Annotated in this window: 16 protein-coding genes and 1 pseudogene; 8 read left to right on the top strand and 9 right to left on the bottom strand. The window is 60.2% G+C overall.

The genetic code is table 11. From position 1 onward, the window contains the following. Window positions 1-166: 166 nt before the first annotated feature. A complete protein-coding gene (locus ACYZTM_RS03655; RefSeq protein WP_131063178.1) occupies window positions 167-883 on the top strand; it encodes an alpha/beta hydrolase in 717 nt (238 codons plus the stop codon). 3 nt (window positions 884-886) lie between these two features. Here ACYZTM_RS03655 and ACYZTM_RS03650 read toward each other — a convergent pair whose 3' ends face one another. From ACYZTM_RS03650 to ACYZTM_RS03635, 4 genes are all read right to left on the bottom strand, one after another. After that, entirely contained in the window at window positions 887-1,474 is a 588-nt protein-coding gene (locus ACYZTM_RS03650) for a DcrB/PsbP domain-containing protein (protein ID WP_461987098.1), read from the bottom strand. 178 nt (window positions 1,475-1,652) lie between these two features. Further along, on the bottom strand, window positions 1,653-2,327 hold the full coding sequence (locus ACYZTM_RS03645) for a glutathione S-transferase family protein (RefSeq protein ID WP_461987096.1): 675 nt from the start codon (window positions 2,325-2,327) through the stop codon (window positions 1,653-1,655). Window positions 2,328-2,408: 81 nt separating this feature from the next. After that, complete coding sequence (yddG, locus tag ACYZTM_RS03640; protein ID WP_461987094.1) at window positions 2,409-3,341, bottom strand: aromatic amino acid exporter YddG; 933 nt, start codon at window positions 3,339-3,341, stop codon at window positions 2,409-2,411. Between the two features lie 522 nt (window positions 3,342-3,863). Further along, the gene (locus tag ACYZTM_RS03635) at window positions 3,864-4,652 is read right to left on the bottom strand and encodes a hypothetical protein (protein ID WP_461987092.1); all 789 of its coding nucleotides are present in this window, start codon (window positions 4,650-4,652) and stop codon (window positions 3,864-3,866) included. A 163-nt stretch (window positions 4,653-4,815) separates the two neighbouring features. Between ACYZTM_RS03635 and ACYZTM_RS03630 the strand changes: the two genes are divergently transcribed. The 3 genes and pseudogenes from ACYZTM_RS03630 to ACYZTM_RS03620 all read left to right on the top strand — a co-directional run. Further along, a complete protein-coding gene (locus tag ACYZTM_RS03630; RefSeq protein WP_461987090.1) occupies window positions 4,816-5,349 on the top strand; it encodes a chalcone isomerase family protein in 534 nt (177 codons plus the stop codon). A gap of 10 nt (window positions 5,350-5,359) precedes the next feature. Then, window positions 5,360-5,884, top strand: a complete 525-nt coding sequence (locus tag ACYZTM_RS03625) for a DUF3833 domain-containing protein (protein ID WP_131063184.1) — start codon at window positions 5,360-5,362, stop codon at window positions 5,882-5,884. Window positions 5,885-6,055: 171 nt separating this feature from the next. Continuing rightward, a pseudogene (locus tag ACYZTM_RS03620) lies at window positions 6,056-6,268 on the top strand (NADP oxidoreductase); the annotation flags it as partial. A gap of 227 nt (window positions 6,269-6,495) precedes the next feature. Here ACYZTM_RS03620 and ACYZTM_RS03615 read toward each other — a convergent pair. The 3 genes from ACYZTM_RS03615 to ACYZTM_RS03605 are packed head-to-tail and all read right to left on the bottom strand — an operon-like array spanning window position 6,496 to window position 9,086. Next, window positions 6,496-7,677 (bottom strand): acetyl-CoA C-acetyltransferase, encoded by a 1,182-nt coding sequence (locus ACYZTM_RS03615; protein ID WP_461987087.1) that lies wholly within the window; start codon window positions 7,675-7,677, stop codon window positions 6,496-6,498. An 11-nt stretch (window positions 7,678-7,688) separates the two neighbouring features. Then, a complete protein-coding gene (locus tag ACYZTM_RS03610; RefSeq protein WP_129443353.1) occupies window positions 7,689-8,354 on the bottom strand; it encodes a CoA transferase subunit B in 666 nt (221 codons plus the stop codon). A gap of 33 nt (window positions 8,355-8,387) precedes the next feature. Next, complete coding sequence (locus ACYZTM_RS03605) at window positions 8,388-9,086, bottom strand: CoA transferase subunit A (RefSeq protein ID WP_131063187.1); 699 nt, start codon at window positions 9,084-9,086, stop codon at window positions 8,388-8,390. 230 nt (window positions 9,087-9,316) lie between these two features. Between ACYZTM_RS03605 and ACYZTM_RS03600 the strand changes: the two genes are divergently transcribed. Next, window positions 9,317-10,219, top strand: a complete 903-nt coding sequence (locus ACYZTM_RS03600) for a LysR family transcriptional regulator (protein ID WP_131063188.1) — start codon at window positions 9,317-9,319, stop codon at window positions 10,217-10,219. A gap of 123 nt (window positions 10,220-10,342) precedes the next feature. Here the strand turns inward: ACYZTM_RS03600 and ACYZTM_RS03595 are convergent, their stop codons facing one another. Continuing rightward, window positions 10,343-11,185, bottom strand: coding sequence for an NAD-dependent protein deacetylase (locus tag ACYZTM_RS03595; RefSeq protein WP_131063190.1), 843 nt, complete (start codon window positions 11,183-11,185; stop codon window positions 10,343-10,345). A 147-nt stretch (window positions 11,186-11,332) separates the two neighbouring features. Further along, entirely contained in the window at window positions 11,333-12,379 is a 1,047-nt protein-coding gene (locus ACYZTM_RS03590) for a class I SAM-dependent methyltransferase (RefSeq protein ID WP_461987084.1), read from the bottom strand. 322 nt (window positions 12,380-12,701) lie between these two features. Between ACYZTM_RS03590 and ACYZTM_RS03585 the strand changes: the two genes are divergently transcribed. From ACYZTM_RS03585 to ACYZTM_RS03575, 3 genes are all read left to right on the top strand, one after another. Then, entirely contained in the window at window positions 12,702-14,036 is a 1,335-nt protein-coding gene (locus ACYZTM_RS03585; RefSeq protein WP_461987082.1) for an acetamidase/formamidase family protein, read from the top strand. 144 nt (window positions 14,037-14,180) lie between these two features. Continuing rightward, window positions 14,181-15,020: an HvfB family MNIO-type RiPP peptide maturase gene (locus ACYZTM_RS03580; RefSeq protein ID WP_131062326.1), complete on the top strand. Its 840-nt coding sequence runs from the start codon at window positions 14,181-14,183 to the stop codon at window positions 15,018-15,020. After that, the gene (locus tag ACYZTM_RS03575) at window positions 15,013-15,771 is read left to right on the top strand and encodes an HvfC family RiPP maturation protein (RefSeq protein ID WP_131062325.1); all 759 of its coding nucleotides are present in this window, start codon (window positions 15,013-15,015) and stop codon (window positions 15,769-15,771) included. The genes ACYZTM_RS03580 and ACYZTM_RS03575 overlap by 8 nt, the downstream gene beginning before the upstream one ends. Window positions 15,772-15,858: the final 87 nt, after the last annotated feature.

Below are 15,858 nucleotides of genomic sequence, written 5' to 3'. Positions count from 1 at the left end.
CCGCTCCCACATTGAATCTCCTGTGCACACAAATCCTGTCTACTGCCGAGATGAAATGTGGGAGCGGGCTTGCTCGCGAAGGGGCATCAGCAGCACCACAAATCCTCCTGCTGCTCACACAGTGTTAGGCTCTCCCCCGAATCCTGCGCTCCATGAAGGAAGGTTTATGTTGAAGCTTCTCGCTCTGCTGACGTTGCTAGCCTCGGCCACCGTCCACGCTGAAACCCCGCTGCACACCGATCTGCCGCTCAAGTACCTGGAGCAGGCCAACCCCGAATCCCGCAACCAGCCCCTGGTGATTTTCCTCCACGGTTACGGCAGTAATGAGGAGGATCTGTTCGGCATCAAGGATGAATTGCCGGCGCAATACAACTTCCTGTCTGTGCGAGCGCCGATGGTGATGGAGGAGGGTAGTTACAAGTGGTTTCGCGAGAAGGGCAACGCTGCCTACAACGGTGAAACCGAGGATCTGAAGACCAGCGGCCAGGTGCTGCTGGATTTCATCGCGCAGGCGGCGAAGAAATATCACACCGAACCCGACAAGGTGTTCCTGGTGGGTTTCAGCCAGGGTGCGATCATGTCTTATGAGGTGGCGTTGCGTCATCCCGAGGCAGTGGGTGGGATTGCGGCGTTGAGCGGGCGGATTCTGCCGGTGCTGAAATCCGAGCTCAAACCGGATGAAAAACGCCAGAAGCTGGCAATTTTCATCGGTCATGGCACGGCAGACAAACGCTTGCCCTACATCGACGGCACCGAGGCCGACAGCCTGTTGCAGAGCCTGTCACTCAAGCCTGAATTTCACGCCTATCCTGGCGTCGGTCACAGCATCAGCGCCACTGAAATGCAGGATCTGAGCGCCTGGTTGCAGCGCCTCAATCCGTAAGTCTCATTTGCCAGTAACGATCTGTTTGACCAGCGTCTCGTGGCCGCCATTGTCGCTGAGGCGGGAAATCACCTGAACGATCGCCATGCGCGTGTTGGACGCGGCCATCAGTGTGGTGTCGAGGGTTTTGCCGCCGCCCTGGGTGGCGGTGCTGTCGATCTGCCGCAGCCCTAGGCCGGTACCTTTCTGGGTCAGGCTTTTTTCGCTGAGCTTGGTGAAGTCCGGCAGTGCCTTGGCTTGTTCGGTGGCAAAGTCGGCCGCAGCGGAGTCGAGGAACGGACCGTCGTTGTCCTTGACGTTGGCGCCACCGGGGATGGTGTTTTCAGCGGCGATCACCACGGTTTTAGTGGTCTCATTGGTGTACATGGTGCCCGTCGCCCCGGCAGTACCGGCAGCCGCGTCGCCGGCGGGCAACGGGTTGGCGATGAAGCCTTTGGGCAGGGTGAACTTGAACTTGCCGCCGAGCATCGAGACCTCTTGTGCAGGTGCTTTGTCGCTGGCAGTGGCCTTGGCGGCATAGGCATTCAACGCCCCAAGGCTGGCGGCCGCCGTCAGTAACAGGACAACGGCTTTTTTACTCAACAATGACATTCGGAAACTCCAGGGATGATCGCGCATTCGCCGCAATCATCCCATGGAACACGATTTGTAGCAGCTGCCGAGAACCGCCCTTGTAGCAGCTGCCGTTGTGGCGAGGGGATAAATCCCCTCGCCACAAGGTATCTACAAGAGTGCGGCGCGACGGGTAGTTTTTGATCGCGCCCAGAAACTACTGCGCCTGATTCTGCGGAAACAGGTTGCGGCGGGTTTCTTCGTCGAACTCGGCCTTCAACACCAGCTTCTCTTTCAATCCCTGCGCACGTTGGGCGGCCGGGCGGGCGCTGATTTCATCGAACAGACGCTTGACGTTCGGGTAGGCCGCCAGACCGTTCTCCCCAAGGATGTACGGCGCGTAACTGGCCCAGCCCCACAGCGCCATGTCGGCGATGCTGTAGGTGTCGCCGGCCAGGTATTGATGATCGGCCAGGCGCTGGTCGAGCACGCGGTAGTGGCGCTCGACTTCTTTGAGGTAGCGGTTTTTCGCGTAGGGCAGGTTTTCCGGTGCGTGGTGCTGGAAATGTACGGCTTGCCCCGAGAACGGCGACAGGCCGGTGGCGATGAACATCAGCCATGACAGGAGTTCGGCTTGGCCAGCGACGGAGGTCGGCAGGAAGCGCTGATGCGTTTGCGCCAGGTGCAGCAGGATGGCTTGGGAGTCGAATACGGTGGCTTCACCGTCAATCAGGGCCGGCACTTTGGCATTCGGGTTGATCGCCAGAAAGGCTGGTAAATGTTGCTCGCCCTTGAAGGTATCAACGCCGATCAATTCGTAGGGCGTTCGCAGTTCTTCAAGCAGCAGGGCAACTTTCATCGGGTTCGGCGACGGGTGGAAAAAGAACTTCATAGTGTAGGCCTCAGTCAGTGGGTTAGGAACTGAGGCTGATGGTGGGGCAAACCTGTTCGATTGACGTACGAGGTTGTTGCTCTACTTGTTCGGAATAATCGAACGTGTTGCGGGAGCTTTTCCGCTTGCTCGCGACGTGGCGATCACCGCCCCGGCAATTATCAACACCGCAGGTGCGATCAGGATCGGACTGGCATGGCTGCGTCCCACACCAATCAGCAATAACGTCGAAATCAAAGGCGCCAGGTAGGAAAGCGCCCCCAGTGTCGCCAGACTGCCGTGTTTGGTGGCGTGGTCCCAGGCAAGAAATGCCAGCCCGACCGGCCCGAGGCCGAGCACCACAATCGCTGCCCATTGGCCGGGATCAGGCCGCACCGTGGTTTCGAAGGCCAAATGACAGATCAGGCCGGACACGGCCGACATACCGCAGATCCCGCCGATAATGCTGCTGGGCACGTCGCTGAACCGACGGTTGATCACCGAATAACCGGCCCAGATCAGCGCACAGCCGAAGGCCGCGAGGTAACCGGCGATGGGCATCGAGGCCCCAGCCTCCGGGCCGTGTTGTTGCATGATGACCGCGGTGCCGGCCAGGCCCAGCAGCGCGCCGAGCATTTGCCGTTTGTGCAGCTTTTCCCCGGCCGAAAGCGCCGAGAGCAGCACCAGCAACAGCGGCCAAAGGTAGTTGATCAAGCTGGCTTCGGCTGCCGGGGCGACTTTAAGCGCAAAAAAATACAACGCGTGATAAACGAAAATGCCCACGAACCCAGTCGCCCATACCGCCCAGGGCTGTCGCCAGCTTCTGAAGCCGGCGAGCCCGCGTCGACCCAGAATCACCAGGCTTGCCACAAAGGCTATGCCGAAGCTCAGCGTCAGCAATTCAAAGGGTGGAATGCCTTCGGTGAGGGTGGTCAACAGCGCAAGGCAGGACCAGAGAATGATCGCGGCTACGCCAACAGCGGTAGCTGAGCTGGGGCTTTTTCGGGCGGAGGATACCGGGATCAAGTCAGTCATGAATGCCTCTCCATGGCAATAAGCGGTCACCATGCGGTATAGCTTGATATTGGCATCAGCTAATACCGTTCGTCTGAACTGTCAGATATGACAGGTAGACGGCGTTACCGAGGGCGAAAACAATCACGCTGAAACTTACCGGTTTTCGGTAAGTAAGGGAGTGACAAATATGCCAACGCCAAATAGGCCGTCAATCCAGAAGTCCGCCCTGGTCCTGGAACTTTCAGGAAGGAGTTGGGGGAAGTAGCCGTCGCGTACTACAAAAAAGATACCAAGTGGGTGAAGTTTGCTCGTGCAGATGTTGTGTATTACGAAAGGCCACCCGGCGAGTACACCATACGAGCCAATGCGCCGAGAGACGTTAAGGGTTCTGAGCTTGAGGTGGTTGTGTGTGATGCAGAGCATGGACTGCCACCGAATGAATGGATGTCTGATCCCGTAAAGTTTTAAGTATTTTGATGATGTCCGGAGATAACTTCCGGACATCTTTCCCGGTTTGAAATAACCAAATTTAGTAATGCGTTAAGCAATCTCTTCCTTACTTTTTGCTCCTTGATGTCCTGGACGCACAGCCAGCCGTTTCGTGATCAACAACATGGCTAACGACACACCCACTGCCAACACAAACCCGAGCCATCCCCACCTCGGCAACACCAGCGCCAACACCAGGCAAAACGCTGCGAACGAATACATCCCGGTCGCCGTCGCCCGCAGCAGCGCGGCCGTAAACGCCGGGCCGCGGGTTTGCTGGGAAAACACTGCCATCACGCTGCCGAGCACCGGGAACACCGCGAGCAAACCGCTCCAGCGTTCGCCAACGGTGCTGGCGAGTAACGTCACGGCGAGGGTTAGCAGGGCGCCAGCAATCATGCGCAGCAGCAGTTTGTCGGACTTCGGCGCCGGACCGGCAACGATGGGTTGCACGCTGGGGAACAGGTACGGCGCCGCCAACAGTGCGGTGGCGGCCGCGATCACCGAGAACACCAGCGAGGGTGGAATCAGTGAAAGCACCACAGCCACAGAGGCCCAGACCAGCAGTGAAATCGTTAACGCCCATGGCCATCCCGCCCGTTGAGCGACCTGGGCGTAGGTCACGCAGAAGGCAATCATCGCGAACATCGCTGACAACGCCGCCGTCGCTGACTGAGCGGCGAACACCTGGCCTTGCTCAATGGCAAGGAAGAACAGAATCGGCCCCACCACCACCGGCAACCCCGACAGCCAACCGGCCACGCTTGGGCCCCAGCGTTTGCCCGCAAGGGAAATCAGCAACAGAAAACCAGGAATCACCAGCAGTTTAAGCATCAACACGCACGCGTCTCCGACCTGAGTGAGGCGCCAACGTTAGCACCGCGGACATTGAATTGCTCTAGAACTTAATGGATTTTGTATACAAAGCTATCGGCCAAATAATTGTACAAATAGATACTTTGCGTATAAGTTTTTAGCAAATGCCCACGGTGAGAAGAACGCGATGATTAGCCCCCGATTTCGCCTGCACCACAGTGTGTTGTTGCTGGGATTGTTAGGCACCCAGGCCCTGGCCAATTGGCAGGAGGCACTGCCCGGCGCGCAGATCATCGGCGCCGGCGAGTTTCGGGTGTTTGGGTTTGATGTCTACAACGCCCGGCTCTGGAGTGCGGCACGGCCATTGGCGCTGGACCAGCCGTTTGCCCTGGAACTGATCTATCAACGCAGCATTTCCCGCGATGATCTGGTGCAGGCCAGTGTCGATGAAATCAAGCGATTGTCCGGCGCCTCGGTCAGCCCCGAGCAGCTCGAGCGCTGGAAGGTGCAGATGCAACAGTCGTTCGTCGATGTAAAAGCCGGCACCCGCATTACTGGCATTTATTTGCCGGGACAGGGCGCGCGGTTCTTTGTCGGCCAGCAACTGCAACACGAAGTGAAAGACTTGCAATTCGCTCGGGCCTTTTTCGCTATCTGGCTCGACCCACGTACGCGTAATCCCGAGTTGCGCCAGCAGTTGCTGGGCAGCACCAATCCTTGAGGTGCATGGCATGCTGAAGAAACTGCTGCTGGTGTTGTTCGTCTGCCTGGCCGGTTGCAGCGTTGATGTGCAGCGCTACAGCGAGCAAACCCCCAAGCTCGATCTGCCCGGGTTCTTCGTCGGGCGAGTGGATGGCTGGGGAATGTTCCAGAAACGCTCGGGCGAGGTGATCAAACGCTTTCATGTGGTGATCAACAGTCGAATGGACGGCCAGAACCTGATCATGCATGAAGCCTTTACCTACAGCGACGGCACGAAACAGACCCGCGTCTGGACGTTGTACCCTGACGGTCCAGGCCGTTGGCGCGGCACGGCCGGCGATGTGGTCGGGGAATCTCGCGGTGAGGTAGCCGGCAACGCTTTGCACTGGCGCTATGAACTCAGCCTGCCGGTGGACGACAAGATCTATCAGGTGCATTTCGACGACTGGATGTACTTGCTGGACGAAAACACCATGGCCAATCGCTCCGCCATGACCAAATTCGGCGTTGAGTTAGGCCAGGTGACGTTGTTCTTCCGCCGACACGGCGCCTGATACTTGGGCATCTGCCCCTTGGGCACACAGGCTGAAACGTCTAAGCTGCTCCCCTCTCATTTGTTTCTGGATGTGTGCGTGAAATTCAGTTTGCCCAAAGTCGCCACGGCGCCGGAAGTGGCCGGTAGCCGTTGCCGTTGACCCGTGCGCGTCGTTCTTCAAGCGGGTGCGGCGCGTTTGCTGGAGAGCGATCCGGCGGCGGAGGGTGGTCAGCGGGTGCTGTTAGTGTCTGGCGACGATGCCGAGGCGAAAGCTCAAGTAATCGGGTTGAGCGAGCGATTGGGTTTCTTCGGAATCGACCTTGGGGGATTGAGTGTCGGCGCTCGACTGGCGCAGTTTCCGGGCGGGCCGTTGCCCACGCTGAACCTGGTGAAATATGCCTGACGGCTCGGACATAAAAGAACCCGGTATGTGGCGAGGGGATTTATCCCCGCTGGAGTGCGAAGCGCTCCCAAAAAATCTTCGACTATTACCGAGATTTTTAGGGCTGCTACGCAACCCAACGGGGATAAATCCCCTCGCCACAAAAGTATCTGATTAACTCAGAAACACCGGGGGTGATACCAGACCGCGCGGTTCTTCGTGGGTCCCCGCACAGTCTGTTGAACGCTTTACGCCCGCTCGATCGCCAGCGCTACACCCTGACCACCACCGATGCACAAGGTGGCGAGGCCTTTCTTGGCGTCACGCTTGATCATTTCGTGCAGCAAGGTCACCAGCACCCGGCAGCCCGATGCACCGATCGGATGGCCCAGGGCAATGGCGCCGCCATTGACGTTGACCTTGTTCAAGTCCCATTCCAGGTCCTTGGCCACCGCCAGGGATTGCGCGGCGAAGGCTTCGTTGGCTTCGATCAGGTCCAGTTGGTCGATGGACCAGCCGGCCTTGTCCAGGCAACGACGAGTCGCGCTGACCGGGCCGATGCCCATGATCGCCGGGTCGACGCCAGCGTTAGCATACGCAGCGATTTTCGCCAGCACTGGCAGGCAGAGGGCCTTGGCTTTTTCGGCGCTCATCAGAATCACCGCAGCGGCGCCGTCGTTCAGGGACGAGGCGTTACCGGCGGTCACCGAACCGTCTTTTTTGAAGGCGGGTTTGAGTTTGCCCAGCGCTTCAGCGGTGGTACCTGCTCGGGGTTGTTCGTCAACCTGGAAGGCAACCGGATCGCCTTTACGCTGAGGAATCAGGATCGGCGTGATCTCATCAACAAAACGCCCGGCTTCGATGGCGGCCGTGGCTTTCTGCTGCGAGGCCGCGGCGAAGGCGTCTTGCTGTTCGCGGGTCAGGTTGTACTTCTCCGCCAGGTTCTCGGCGGTGATGCCCATGTGGTAATCGTTGAACGCATCCCACAGGCCATCGCTGATCATGGTGTCGACGATTTGCGCGTGCCCCATGCGCAGACCGGTGCGGGCGCCGGGCATGACGTAGTTGGACAGGCTCATGTTTTCCTGGCCGCCGGCAATGATCACGTCGGCGTCGCCGCAGCGAATCGCCTGAGTGGCCAGGTGCAACGCTTTCAGCCCCGAGCCGCAGACCTTGTTCAGGGTCATCGCCGGCACGGTAAACGGCAGGCCGGCCTTGATCGCTGACTGGCGCGCTGGGTTTTGTCCGGCGCCGGCGGTCAACACCTGGCCCATGATCACTTCATCGACTTCAGCAACGTCCAGGCCGGTTTGTGCCAGCAGCTGGCGGATCACCGCAGCGCCGAGGTCAACGGCGGAAACATTCGCCAGGGCACCCTGGAAACTGCCGATGGCGGTACGGGTGGCGGCGACAATGACGACTTCTTGCATGGAATGATTCCTCACTGAGCAGCGAACTGCATTTGCGGAACGTGATCCGGCACGATCAGTTTACCGGCGGTCTTGGCGACAATCTCCTCGACGCTGACGCCCGGTGCACGTTCCTTGAGAATGAACGCGCCGTTTTCGATTTCCAGATAAGCCAGGTCGGTCAGCACACGCTTGATGCACCCGGCACCGGTCAGCGGCAGGCTGCATTTGGACAGGAGCTTGGACTCACCGTCCTTGGACGCGTGGGTCATGATAACGATGATGTTGTCTGCGCCGGCCACCAGGTCCATCGCGCCGCCCATGCCCTTGACCAGCTTGCCGGGGATCATCCACGAGGCGATGTTGCCTTGCACGTCGACTTCAAAGGCACCGAGCACGGTCAGGTCGACATGACCACCGCGAATCATCGCGAAGGACTCGGCCGAGGAAAAGATCGACGCGCCGATACGCGCGGTCACGGTTTGCTTGCCGGCGTTGATCATGTCGGCATCGATGGTTTCTTCAGTAGGAAAGGGGCCCATGCCGAGCAAGCCGTTTTCCGACTGCAGCATGACTTCCATGCCTTCAGGGATGTAGTTGGCGACCAGGGTCGGAATGCCGATGCCCAGGTTCACGTAAAAGCCGTCCTGCATTTCGCGGGCGACGCGTTGAGCCATTTGTTCGCGGGAAAGTGCCATTGTTATTTTTCCTTCAGGTCCGGGGGCTGGGGATCACTTACGCACGGTGCGCTGTTCGATGCGCTTCTCGAACGTGCCGCAAATGACCCGATCGACGTAGATGCCAGGGGTGTGGATCTGCGACGGGTCCAGCTCGCCGGGTTCGACGATTTCTTCGACTTCGACCACGGTGATCTTGCCGGCAGTGGCGGCCAGCGGGTTGAAGTTCTGGGCGGTGTGGCGATAGATCACGTTGCCGAAATGATCGGCTTTCCAGCCTTTGACGATGGCGAAGTCACCGGTGATGGATTCTTCCATCAGGTACTGGCGGCCGTGGAATTCGCGCACTTCCTTGCCATCGGCAACCGGAGTGCCGACGCCGGTGGCGGTGAAGAAGGCGGGGATGCCGGCACCGCCTGCGCGCATTTTTTCAGCGAGGGTGCCTTGCGGGGTCAGGACGACTTCGATTTCGCCTTTGAGCAGTTGGTCTTCGAACAGTTTGTTTTCACCAACGTAGGAGGCCACTACTTTTTTGATCTGGCGGTCTTCCAGCAGCACGCCGAGGCCGAAACCGTCGACGCCGCAGTTGTTGGAAACCACGGTGAGGTCACGGGTGCCTTTGCGCTTGATCTCGGCGATCAGGTTTTCCGGGATTCCGCACAGGCCGAAGCCGCCAGCGATCACGGTCATGCCGTCTTCGAGACCTGCCAGAGCTTCCTCATAGGAACTCACGCGCTTGTCGAAACCTGCCATATGCACCTCTTTTATTCTTTGTGGGCGGCTGGCTAGCCGTAGTGGAAGTGAGTGTCGCGCTGACAAATTCATTTGTTAAGTTGATTTTTAAGGTTGATTGATAGATTAAACTCACCAATCAACCCTTGTAGGAGTGCGCCTGCTCGCGAAGGCAATCTTTAGGACGCCATCGCCGCGCACGTCGTACTCCTACAGATAACACCTGCGCCCATTACTGGAGCAATTCGCCCATGACAGTCAAGCAGATCCGCGCATTCCTGGCCGTCGCCCAGAGCCTGAGTTTCGCCGTTGCCTGCGAGCGGTTGCACCTGTCGCAATCGGCCTTGAGCCTGACCATCAAGGCCCTGGAGGAGGGGCTGGGCGGGCGGTTGTTCACGCGCAACACGCGCAACGTGGCGCTGACGGCTGAAGGCGAATCGCTGGTGCCATTGGCTCGCCGGCTGATTGCGGATTGGGACAACGCCGAGGATGAACTGCGCCAGCGTTTCACCCTTCAGCGCGGCCGCGTGACCCTGGCGGCGATGCCCTCATTTGCCGGCAATCTGCTGCCGCCGATCCTCAAGACCTTTCGCGCCCGTTATCCCAAGGTCAACGTCACGGTGAACGACGTGATCAACGAACAGGTGCTGGAAATGGTGCGCGACCGGCAGGTGGAGCTGGGGGTGGCGTTTGAACCGACGCAGAGTTCATCGCTGGAGTTCACACCGTTGTATAGGGACCGTTTTGTTGCCGTGGTACCGGACGATTCTCCCTTCGCCGAACTGCAAGACATTGATTGGCAGACCTTGCTCAAGGAGCCGTTCATCACCTTGCAGCGCCCGTCGACGGTGCGGGTGATGCTGGAAGAACACTTGCAGGCGCGGGGGATGAAGTTGCCGGTGGAGTTCGAGAGCCATCAGCTGGCGACGGTCGGGCGAATGGTGGCCAGCGGGTTGGGCGTGAGCGCCGTGCCGGCGTTGTGTGCCGGGCAGATGCGCGAGTTGGGCGCGCGGTGCATTACCTTGCGTGACCCCGTGGTGGAGCGGGCGATTGGCGTGTTGACCAAGCCTGGGGTGGAACTGTCGGCGGCGGCGCAGGCGTTGTTCGATATTCTCAAAGCCGAGAACCTCGGCGAGCGCGTTTCTATATCCTGATAACGGTCTCCTGTGGGAGCGGGCTTGCTCGCGAAGGCGTCGTGTCAGTCGACATTAATGTTGTCTGACACGACGCCTTCGCGAGCAAGCCCGCTCCCACATTGGGTGTGGTTTCCTCAGTTTTTAAGTGGTCAGGTGATGGGCCAGTAAGGGCAAAAGCTGTTCGCACGAAGCCTCTATTTTCAGATCAAGGAGGTCATCCGCCCGAGTCTTACCCAAATTAATCGCCATCAACGGCTTCCCCCGATCCGCCACCACCCGGCACAAGCGAAACGCCGAATACGCCATCAGCGACGACCCCACCACCAACAACCCCGCAGCCTGTTCCACCGCAGCCATTGCCTTGGCCGCCGTCACCTGCGCGACATTCTCGCCAAAAAACACCACATCCGGCTTCATCCGCTCACCCGCGCAATGCGGACAACGCGGCACTTGAAAGCGTGCCTCGAACGCCGCATCCAGCAGCGTATCGCCATCCGGCGCCTGCACCGCATCGACTCCGGCCAGATAGGGATTCTGCGCTTCCATCAATTGCTGAATCGAATCCCGCTCGCTGCGCTGCCCGCAGTCCAGGCACAGCACCCGGTGCAGGCTGCCATGGAGTTCGATCACGTCATGGCTGCCGGCCTGGTCGTGGAGGGTGTCGACGTTCTGGGTGATCAGCCCGCTGATCTGCCGGGTGCTTTGCAAACTGGCCAAGGCTTCGTGGGCCACGTTTGGCTGGGCCTGGCGCACGCGCGGCCAGCCGAGCATCGCCCGCGCCCAGTAACGTTGCCGTGATTCCGGGGCCGATAGAAACTCCTGATACATCATCGGTTGCCGGCCACGCCGCACGCCCTGGTTGTCGCGGTAGTCCGGAATGCCCGAAGGGGTGCTGATGCCGGCGCCGGTCAGCACCACAAACGGTTGATCGGCCATCAGCTGCTGGAGCCGATCGAGTTGTTCGCGGATGCGGCGGTCGAGCATGTTCAACACTCCGGTGAACCTTGAGTGTTTGCAGGGTAGCACTTGCCGCTTACCCCGTAGGAGCGAGCGGTGCGACGATCCGACTTGCCCGCGAAGGCGATTTCAAAAACGCCAACACGTGCAAGCCATGCGCCGCAGGTCCAGGGATTATTTACGCGCCTCCAGAATCAGGTTGAACGGCGTTTCCGTCGCCCGCCGGAAACTCTTGAACCCCGCCTCGGTGAAGACTTTGCGCAACCGCGCCTCACCGGCCTGGGCGCCGAGCCCCAGGCCGACCTCCTGGGACAACGAGTTCGGTGTGCAAATGAAGGTCGACGCGGCATAGAACAGTCGGCCAACCGGGGTGACGTTGTCGTCCAGCGAGTCGTTGGCGAACGGTTCCACCAGCAACACTGTGCCGTCCGGTTTCAGCGACTCATAGGCGTGTTTTGCCGCGCCCACCGGGTCGCCCATGTCGTGCAGGCAGTCGAAGTAGCAGACCAGGTCGTAGTCGTCGCCAGGGAAGCTTTTTGCGGTGCCCTGGAAGAACCGCGCCCGCCCGGAAACGCCACCTTCTTCGGCGCGCTGGGTGGCGACGGTGACGGACGGTGCGTGGTAGTCAAAACCGACGAACCGCGAGTCCGGGAATGCCTGGGCCATGATCACCGTTGACGCGCCATGGCCGCAGCCGATGTCGGCGACTTTGGCGCCCGCCTGCAGTTTGGCGACCACGCCTTCGAGGGCTGGCAACCACTCGGCGATCAGGTGCGCTTTGTAACCGGGCCGGAAGAAGCGCTCCGTGCCACTGAACATGCACGGATGGTGATCGCCCCAGGCCAGGGCGCCGTTACCGCGCATGGCATTGACCAGTTTGTCCTTGTCATGGAAAAACGACGCGACCACCCCGACACCGCCCGCGATGTAGACCGGCGAGTCTTCGATCGCCAGCGCCAAAGCTTGCTCTTCGGGCAGGCGGAACTGGCCGTCCTGGTGTTCCATGTAACCGGAAGCGGCGTGGGCGCTGAGCCATTCGCGCAGCAGGCGGGGGTTGCAGCCGGTTTTATCGGCGAGTGTTTCAGGGGTGATCGGCTGACTGTCGGCCATGGCCCGGTACAGGCCGAGCTCTTCGCCCAGGATGACGTTGGCGAGCATCGCCGCGCCGCCCATGTCGTTCACCAGTTTGCCCATGAAATCATTGAGTCTGGCCTCGTCCATCACGTGTGCTCCTTCAACAGGATCACTGTCCAGAGGCCTTGTTTTTCGAGGCGTTCACCCCTGGGCGGTGGTCGTGGGAATGAACAGGACGATAAGCCCGTCCTGCGTGCAGTAAGTTTAGTCCGGGGGCCGTGTGCTGCTGTCTTGAGCGACGAAAGCCCACATGTCCCAGACCGACAATTTGCGGTGTGTACTGCGCTGTATCCAGCATGGGCCCCGATACATTCCGCTTCATTCCCGGGCACTGCCGAACACAGACGAGATACAAACCTGCGATGAACTGTGACCCCGTATTACGCATTTCACCGTTAAGGGGACACCAATGAACATGCTTGCGTCTGAAACCGACCTCAAGTCTTCACCCGTCAACCACCTGCGCGTCGATCACTACACCCAAGGCATCATCGGCCCAAGCCAGCCGATGCTCGGGCCGCTCGCCGATGGCGGGACGCTGATCACCGGCACACCGCCGGGCTGCTGGGGCCCGATGATCACACCGGCGTTCGAGGGCGGCCACGAAGTGACGCAACCGGTGGCCATTGCCGGTGCAGAAGTCGGCGATGCGGTGGCAATCAAGATCAAAAGAATGCGCGTCACCTCGCTGGCGACGTCGTCCGGGGTCATGAGCTTCGTGGAGGGGCGCTACAACGGCGACCCGTTCGTCGCCAAATTCTGCTCCAAGTGCGGCACCGATCACCCGGCCAGTCATGTCGAAGGTATTGGCGAGGAGTCGATTCGTTGTAACAACTGTGGCGCCGAGGTCAGCGCGTTTCGCTTCAGCCATGGCTACGTGATCGTGTTCGACGCGCAAAACCAGGTCAGCCTGACGGTCAATCAGGAGGTCGCCAACCAACTGGCCGGCAATGCCTCTGAAATGTCGGCGCTGCCCGAGTTCGCGGCCCAGCATTCGATCCTGTCCCTGGCCCGCGCCGACATCCCCGGCGTTGCCGCGCACATGCGGCCGTTCCTCGGCAACATCGGCACCACGCCGTCCCGTGACTTGCCCGACTCGCACAACTGCGCCGACTTCGGCCAATACCTGATCAACGCGCCACACCGTTTCGGCATGACCCGCGAAGAACTGCACGCGGCCAAGACCGACGGCCACATGGACACCAACTCGATTCGCGAAGGCTGCGTCTTGATCTGCCCGGTGAAAGTGCCGGGTGCCGGTGTGTACATGGGCGACATGCACGCCCAGCAAGGCAACGGCGAGATCGCCGGGCACGCCACCGATTGCTCCGGGGAAACCGAAGTGGTGGTGGAAGTGGTGAAAAACCTCACGCTGGAAGGGCCGATCCTCCTGCAAAACCTGGACGATCTGCCGCCGATGGCCCGGCCCATGAATGCCGAGCAGCGGCAGAAAGTCCGTGAACTGGGCGAGCGCTGGGGCCAGACCGAGATCGAGCAGAGCGGCCCGATCACCTTTATCGGCAGCGGCGAGAACCTCAACGTCGCCGTAGAGAACGGCTTGAAGCGCGCCGCTTCGGTCACCGGCCTGCCGTATGACGAAGTGCTCAACCGCGCGACCATCACCGGTTCGATCGACATCAGCCGCTTGCCGGGCACCGTTCGCGTGACCTTCCTTTGCCCGATGAACGTGCTCGATCGCATCGGCATCGGCCATCTGGTGCGCGAGAAATACGACCTGGCGTAATGCCTGCCGAAGGGTCTGTACCGAAGTGTGTACAGACCCTTCGGCGATACAACCGCTGCGATTTACCGCCGGACCCGAACACAGACCCGATACACCGCTTCGGTTAACTGTGATTCCGTACTGGCAACCCTTGAGACCGACACCATGCAGACCCCCATCACCTCAGCGAAAGCGACCGTCGGGCTTGGCCTGCGTCGCGGTTTAATGAAAGACCTTCTGACCGCCCGTACCGGCGATTTCGATTTCCTGGAAGTCGCGCCGGAAAACTGGATCGGCATCGGCGGCGCCCATGGCCATGCGTTACGCGCCCTGGCCGAGCGTTTTCCGTTGTCCTGTCACGGCTTGTCCCTGTCGTTGGGTGGACCGTCGCCGCTGGATGTCGGGTTTCTGCAGGAAGTCCGCGTGTTTCTCGATCAATACAACATGCCGCTGTACAGCGAGCACCTGAGTTATTGCAGCGATGACGGTCACCTTTACGACCTGTTGCCGCTGCCCTTTACCGAAGAAGCGGTACATCACGTGGCCGCGCGGATTCGCCAGGCCCAGGACATTCTGGGTCGGCGCCTGGCGGTGGAAAACGTGTCCTACTATGCCGCGCCCCAGCAGGACATGGACGAAGTGACCTTCACCAACGCGGTACTGCGTGAAGCCGATTGCGACCTGTTGCTGGACGTCAACAATGTCTACGTCAACTCGATCAACCACGGGTTCGATCCGCAGACCTTTCTGGCGGGCATCGATTCGGGGCGGGTGGTGGCGATGCACGTGGCCGGGCACTTCGATGAGTCCGATACGTTGAAAATCGACACCCATGGCGCGTCGGTGAAACCGGTTGTCTGGTCGATGCTGGCGCAAGCGTACGCACGTTTCGGCGCGCAGCCGACGTTGCTGGAGCGGGATTTCAACTTCCCGGCGTTTTCTGAACTGGTGGCTGAATTGCAGACCATTCGCCGTTTGCAGGCCGAGGGGGTGAACCGTGGATAAGCCGAGTCTGTTTCAACAGCAAGCGGCAATGGGCCTTTACCTGCGCGATCCCGAGCACTGCGCGCCACCAAGCGAAATGAACACCGCGCGAGCCCAGGTTTACCGCGACCTGATTTTCGCCAACCTGTCGGCGCTGCTCAGCGGGACCTTTCCGGTGCTGATCAAGATTCTCGGTGATGAGCACTGGCGTTCGCTGGTACGGATTTTCCTGCGGGACTACCGCGCGCGCACACCGAAATTCGGTGAAATCGCCCAGGAGTTTGTCGAGTTCCTGGCCTCCGGTCCGCAAGCGTTGAGCGAGCGTGTGTGGCCGCCGTTCTTGGTGGAGCTGGCGCATTACGAGTGGGTCGAGATGGCATTGCAGCAGTCCGAGGCTGAGCCGTTACCGGCCAGCGATGCCGGGTTGTTGCTGGATCGACCGTTGCAGGTTTCGCCGCTGGCGTGGCCATTGGCGTATGCGTGGCCGGTGCAGTTGGTGGGGCCGGATCATCAGCCGGACGTTGCACCGCCTCAACCCACGTTATTGCTGGTGCGTCGGGCGGAGGACTGGAGCGTGAAGTTTTCCGAGTTGAGCCCGTTGGCGTGGCGGTTGTTGCAGCGCATTGAGGAGTTTCCCGAGCTGGACGGGCAGGCGCAGTTGGATGCGTTGGCGGTCGAGGCGGGGGCCGCTGGATCGCCAGAGTTTATGGCAAGTGGCACGGCGTTGTTGCGGCAGATGCACAGTGAAGGAGTGCTCGGCGTAACCGCCTGACCCACCACAATCTCCCAACCACCACTTGACCCTGTGGGAGCGGGCTTGCTCGCGAAGGCGGAGTGTCAGTCGTCAATGATGTTGCCT

This window comes from Pseudomonas sp. MDT2-39-1 (assembly GCF_054898085.1).
This window is presented reverse-complemented; position numbering and strand designations above follow the sequence as displayed.

What these genes read in the sequence shown, in the direction of transcription:
- ACYZTM_RS03655 (WP_131063178.1), top strand. Translation starts at nt 167, where the DNA reads ATGTTGAAGCTTCTCGCTCTGCTGACGTTGCTAGCCTCGGCCACCGTC.
- ACYZTM_RS03650 (WP_461987098.1), bottom strand. Translation starts at nt 1,474, where the DNA reads ATGTCATTGTTGAGTAAAAAAGCCGTTGTCCTGTTACTGACGGCGGCC.
- ACYZTM_RS03645 (WP_461987096.1), bottom strand. Translation starts at nt 2,327, where the DNA reads ATGAAGTTCTTTTTCCACCCGTCGCCGAACCCGATGAAAGTTGCCCTG.
- yddG (WP_461987094.1), bottom strand. Translation starts at nt 3,341, where the DNA reads ATGACTGACTTGATCCCGGTATCCTCCGCCCGAAAAAGCCCCAGCTCA.
- ACYZTM_RS03630 (WP_461987090.1), top strand. Translation starts at nt 4,816, where the DNA reads ATGATTAGCCCCCGATTTCGCCTGCACCACAGTGTGTTGTTGCTGGGA.
- ACYZTM_RS03625 (WP_131063184.1), top strand. Translation starts at nt 5,360, where the DNA reads ATGCTGAAGAAACTGCTGCTGGTGTTGTTCGTCTGCCTGGCCGGTTGC.
- ACYZTM_RS03615 (WP_461987087.1), bottom strand. Translation starts at nt 7,677, where the DNA reads ATGCAAGAAGTCGTCATTGTCGCCGCCACCCGTACCGCCATCGGCAGT.
- ACYZTM_RS03610 (WP_129443353.1), bottom strand. Translation starts at nt 8,354, where the DNA reads ATGGCACTTTCCCGCGAACAAATGGCTCAACGCGTCGCCCGCGAAATG.
- ACYZTM_RS03605 (WP_131063187.1), bottom strand. Translation starts at nt 9,086, where the DNA reads ATGGCAGGTTTCGACAAGCGCGTGAGTTCCTATGAGGAAGCTCTGGCA.
- ACYZTM_RS03600 (WP_131063188.1), top strand. Translation starts at nt 9,317, where the DNA reads ATGACAGTCAAGCAGATCCGCGCATTCCTGGCCGTCGCCCAGAGCCTG.
- ACYZTM_RS03595 (WP_131063190.1), bottom strand. Translation starts at nt 11,185, where the DNA reads ATGCTCGACCGCCGCATCCGCGAACAACTCGATCGGCTCCAGCAGCTG.
- ACYZTM_RS03590 (WP_461987084.1), bottom strand. Translation starts at nt 12,379, where the DNA reads ATGGACGAGGCCAGACTCAATGATTTCATGGGCAAACTGGTGAACGAC.
- ACYZTM_RS03585 (WP_461987082.1), top strand. Translation starts at nt 12,702, where the DNA reads ATGAACATGCTTGCGTCTGAAACCGACCTCAAGTCTTCACCCGTCAAC.
- ACYZTM_RS03580 (WP_131062326.1), top strand. Translation starts at nt 14,181, where the DNA reads ATGCAGACCCCCATCACCTCAGCGAAAGCGACCGTCGGGCTTGGCCTG.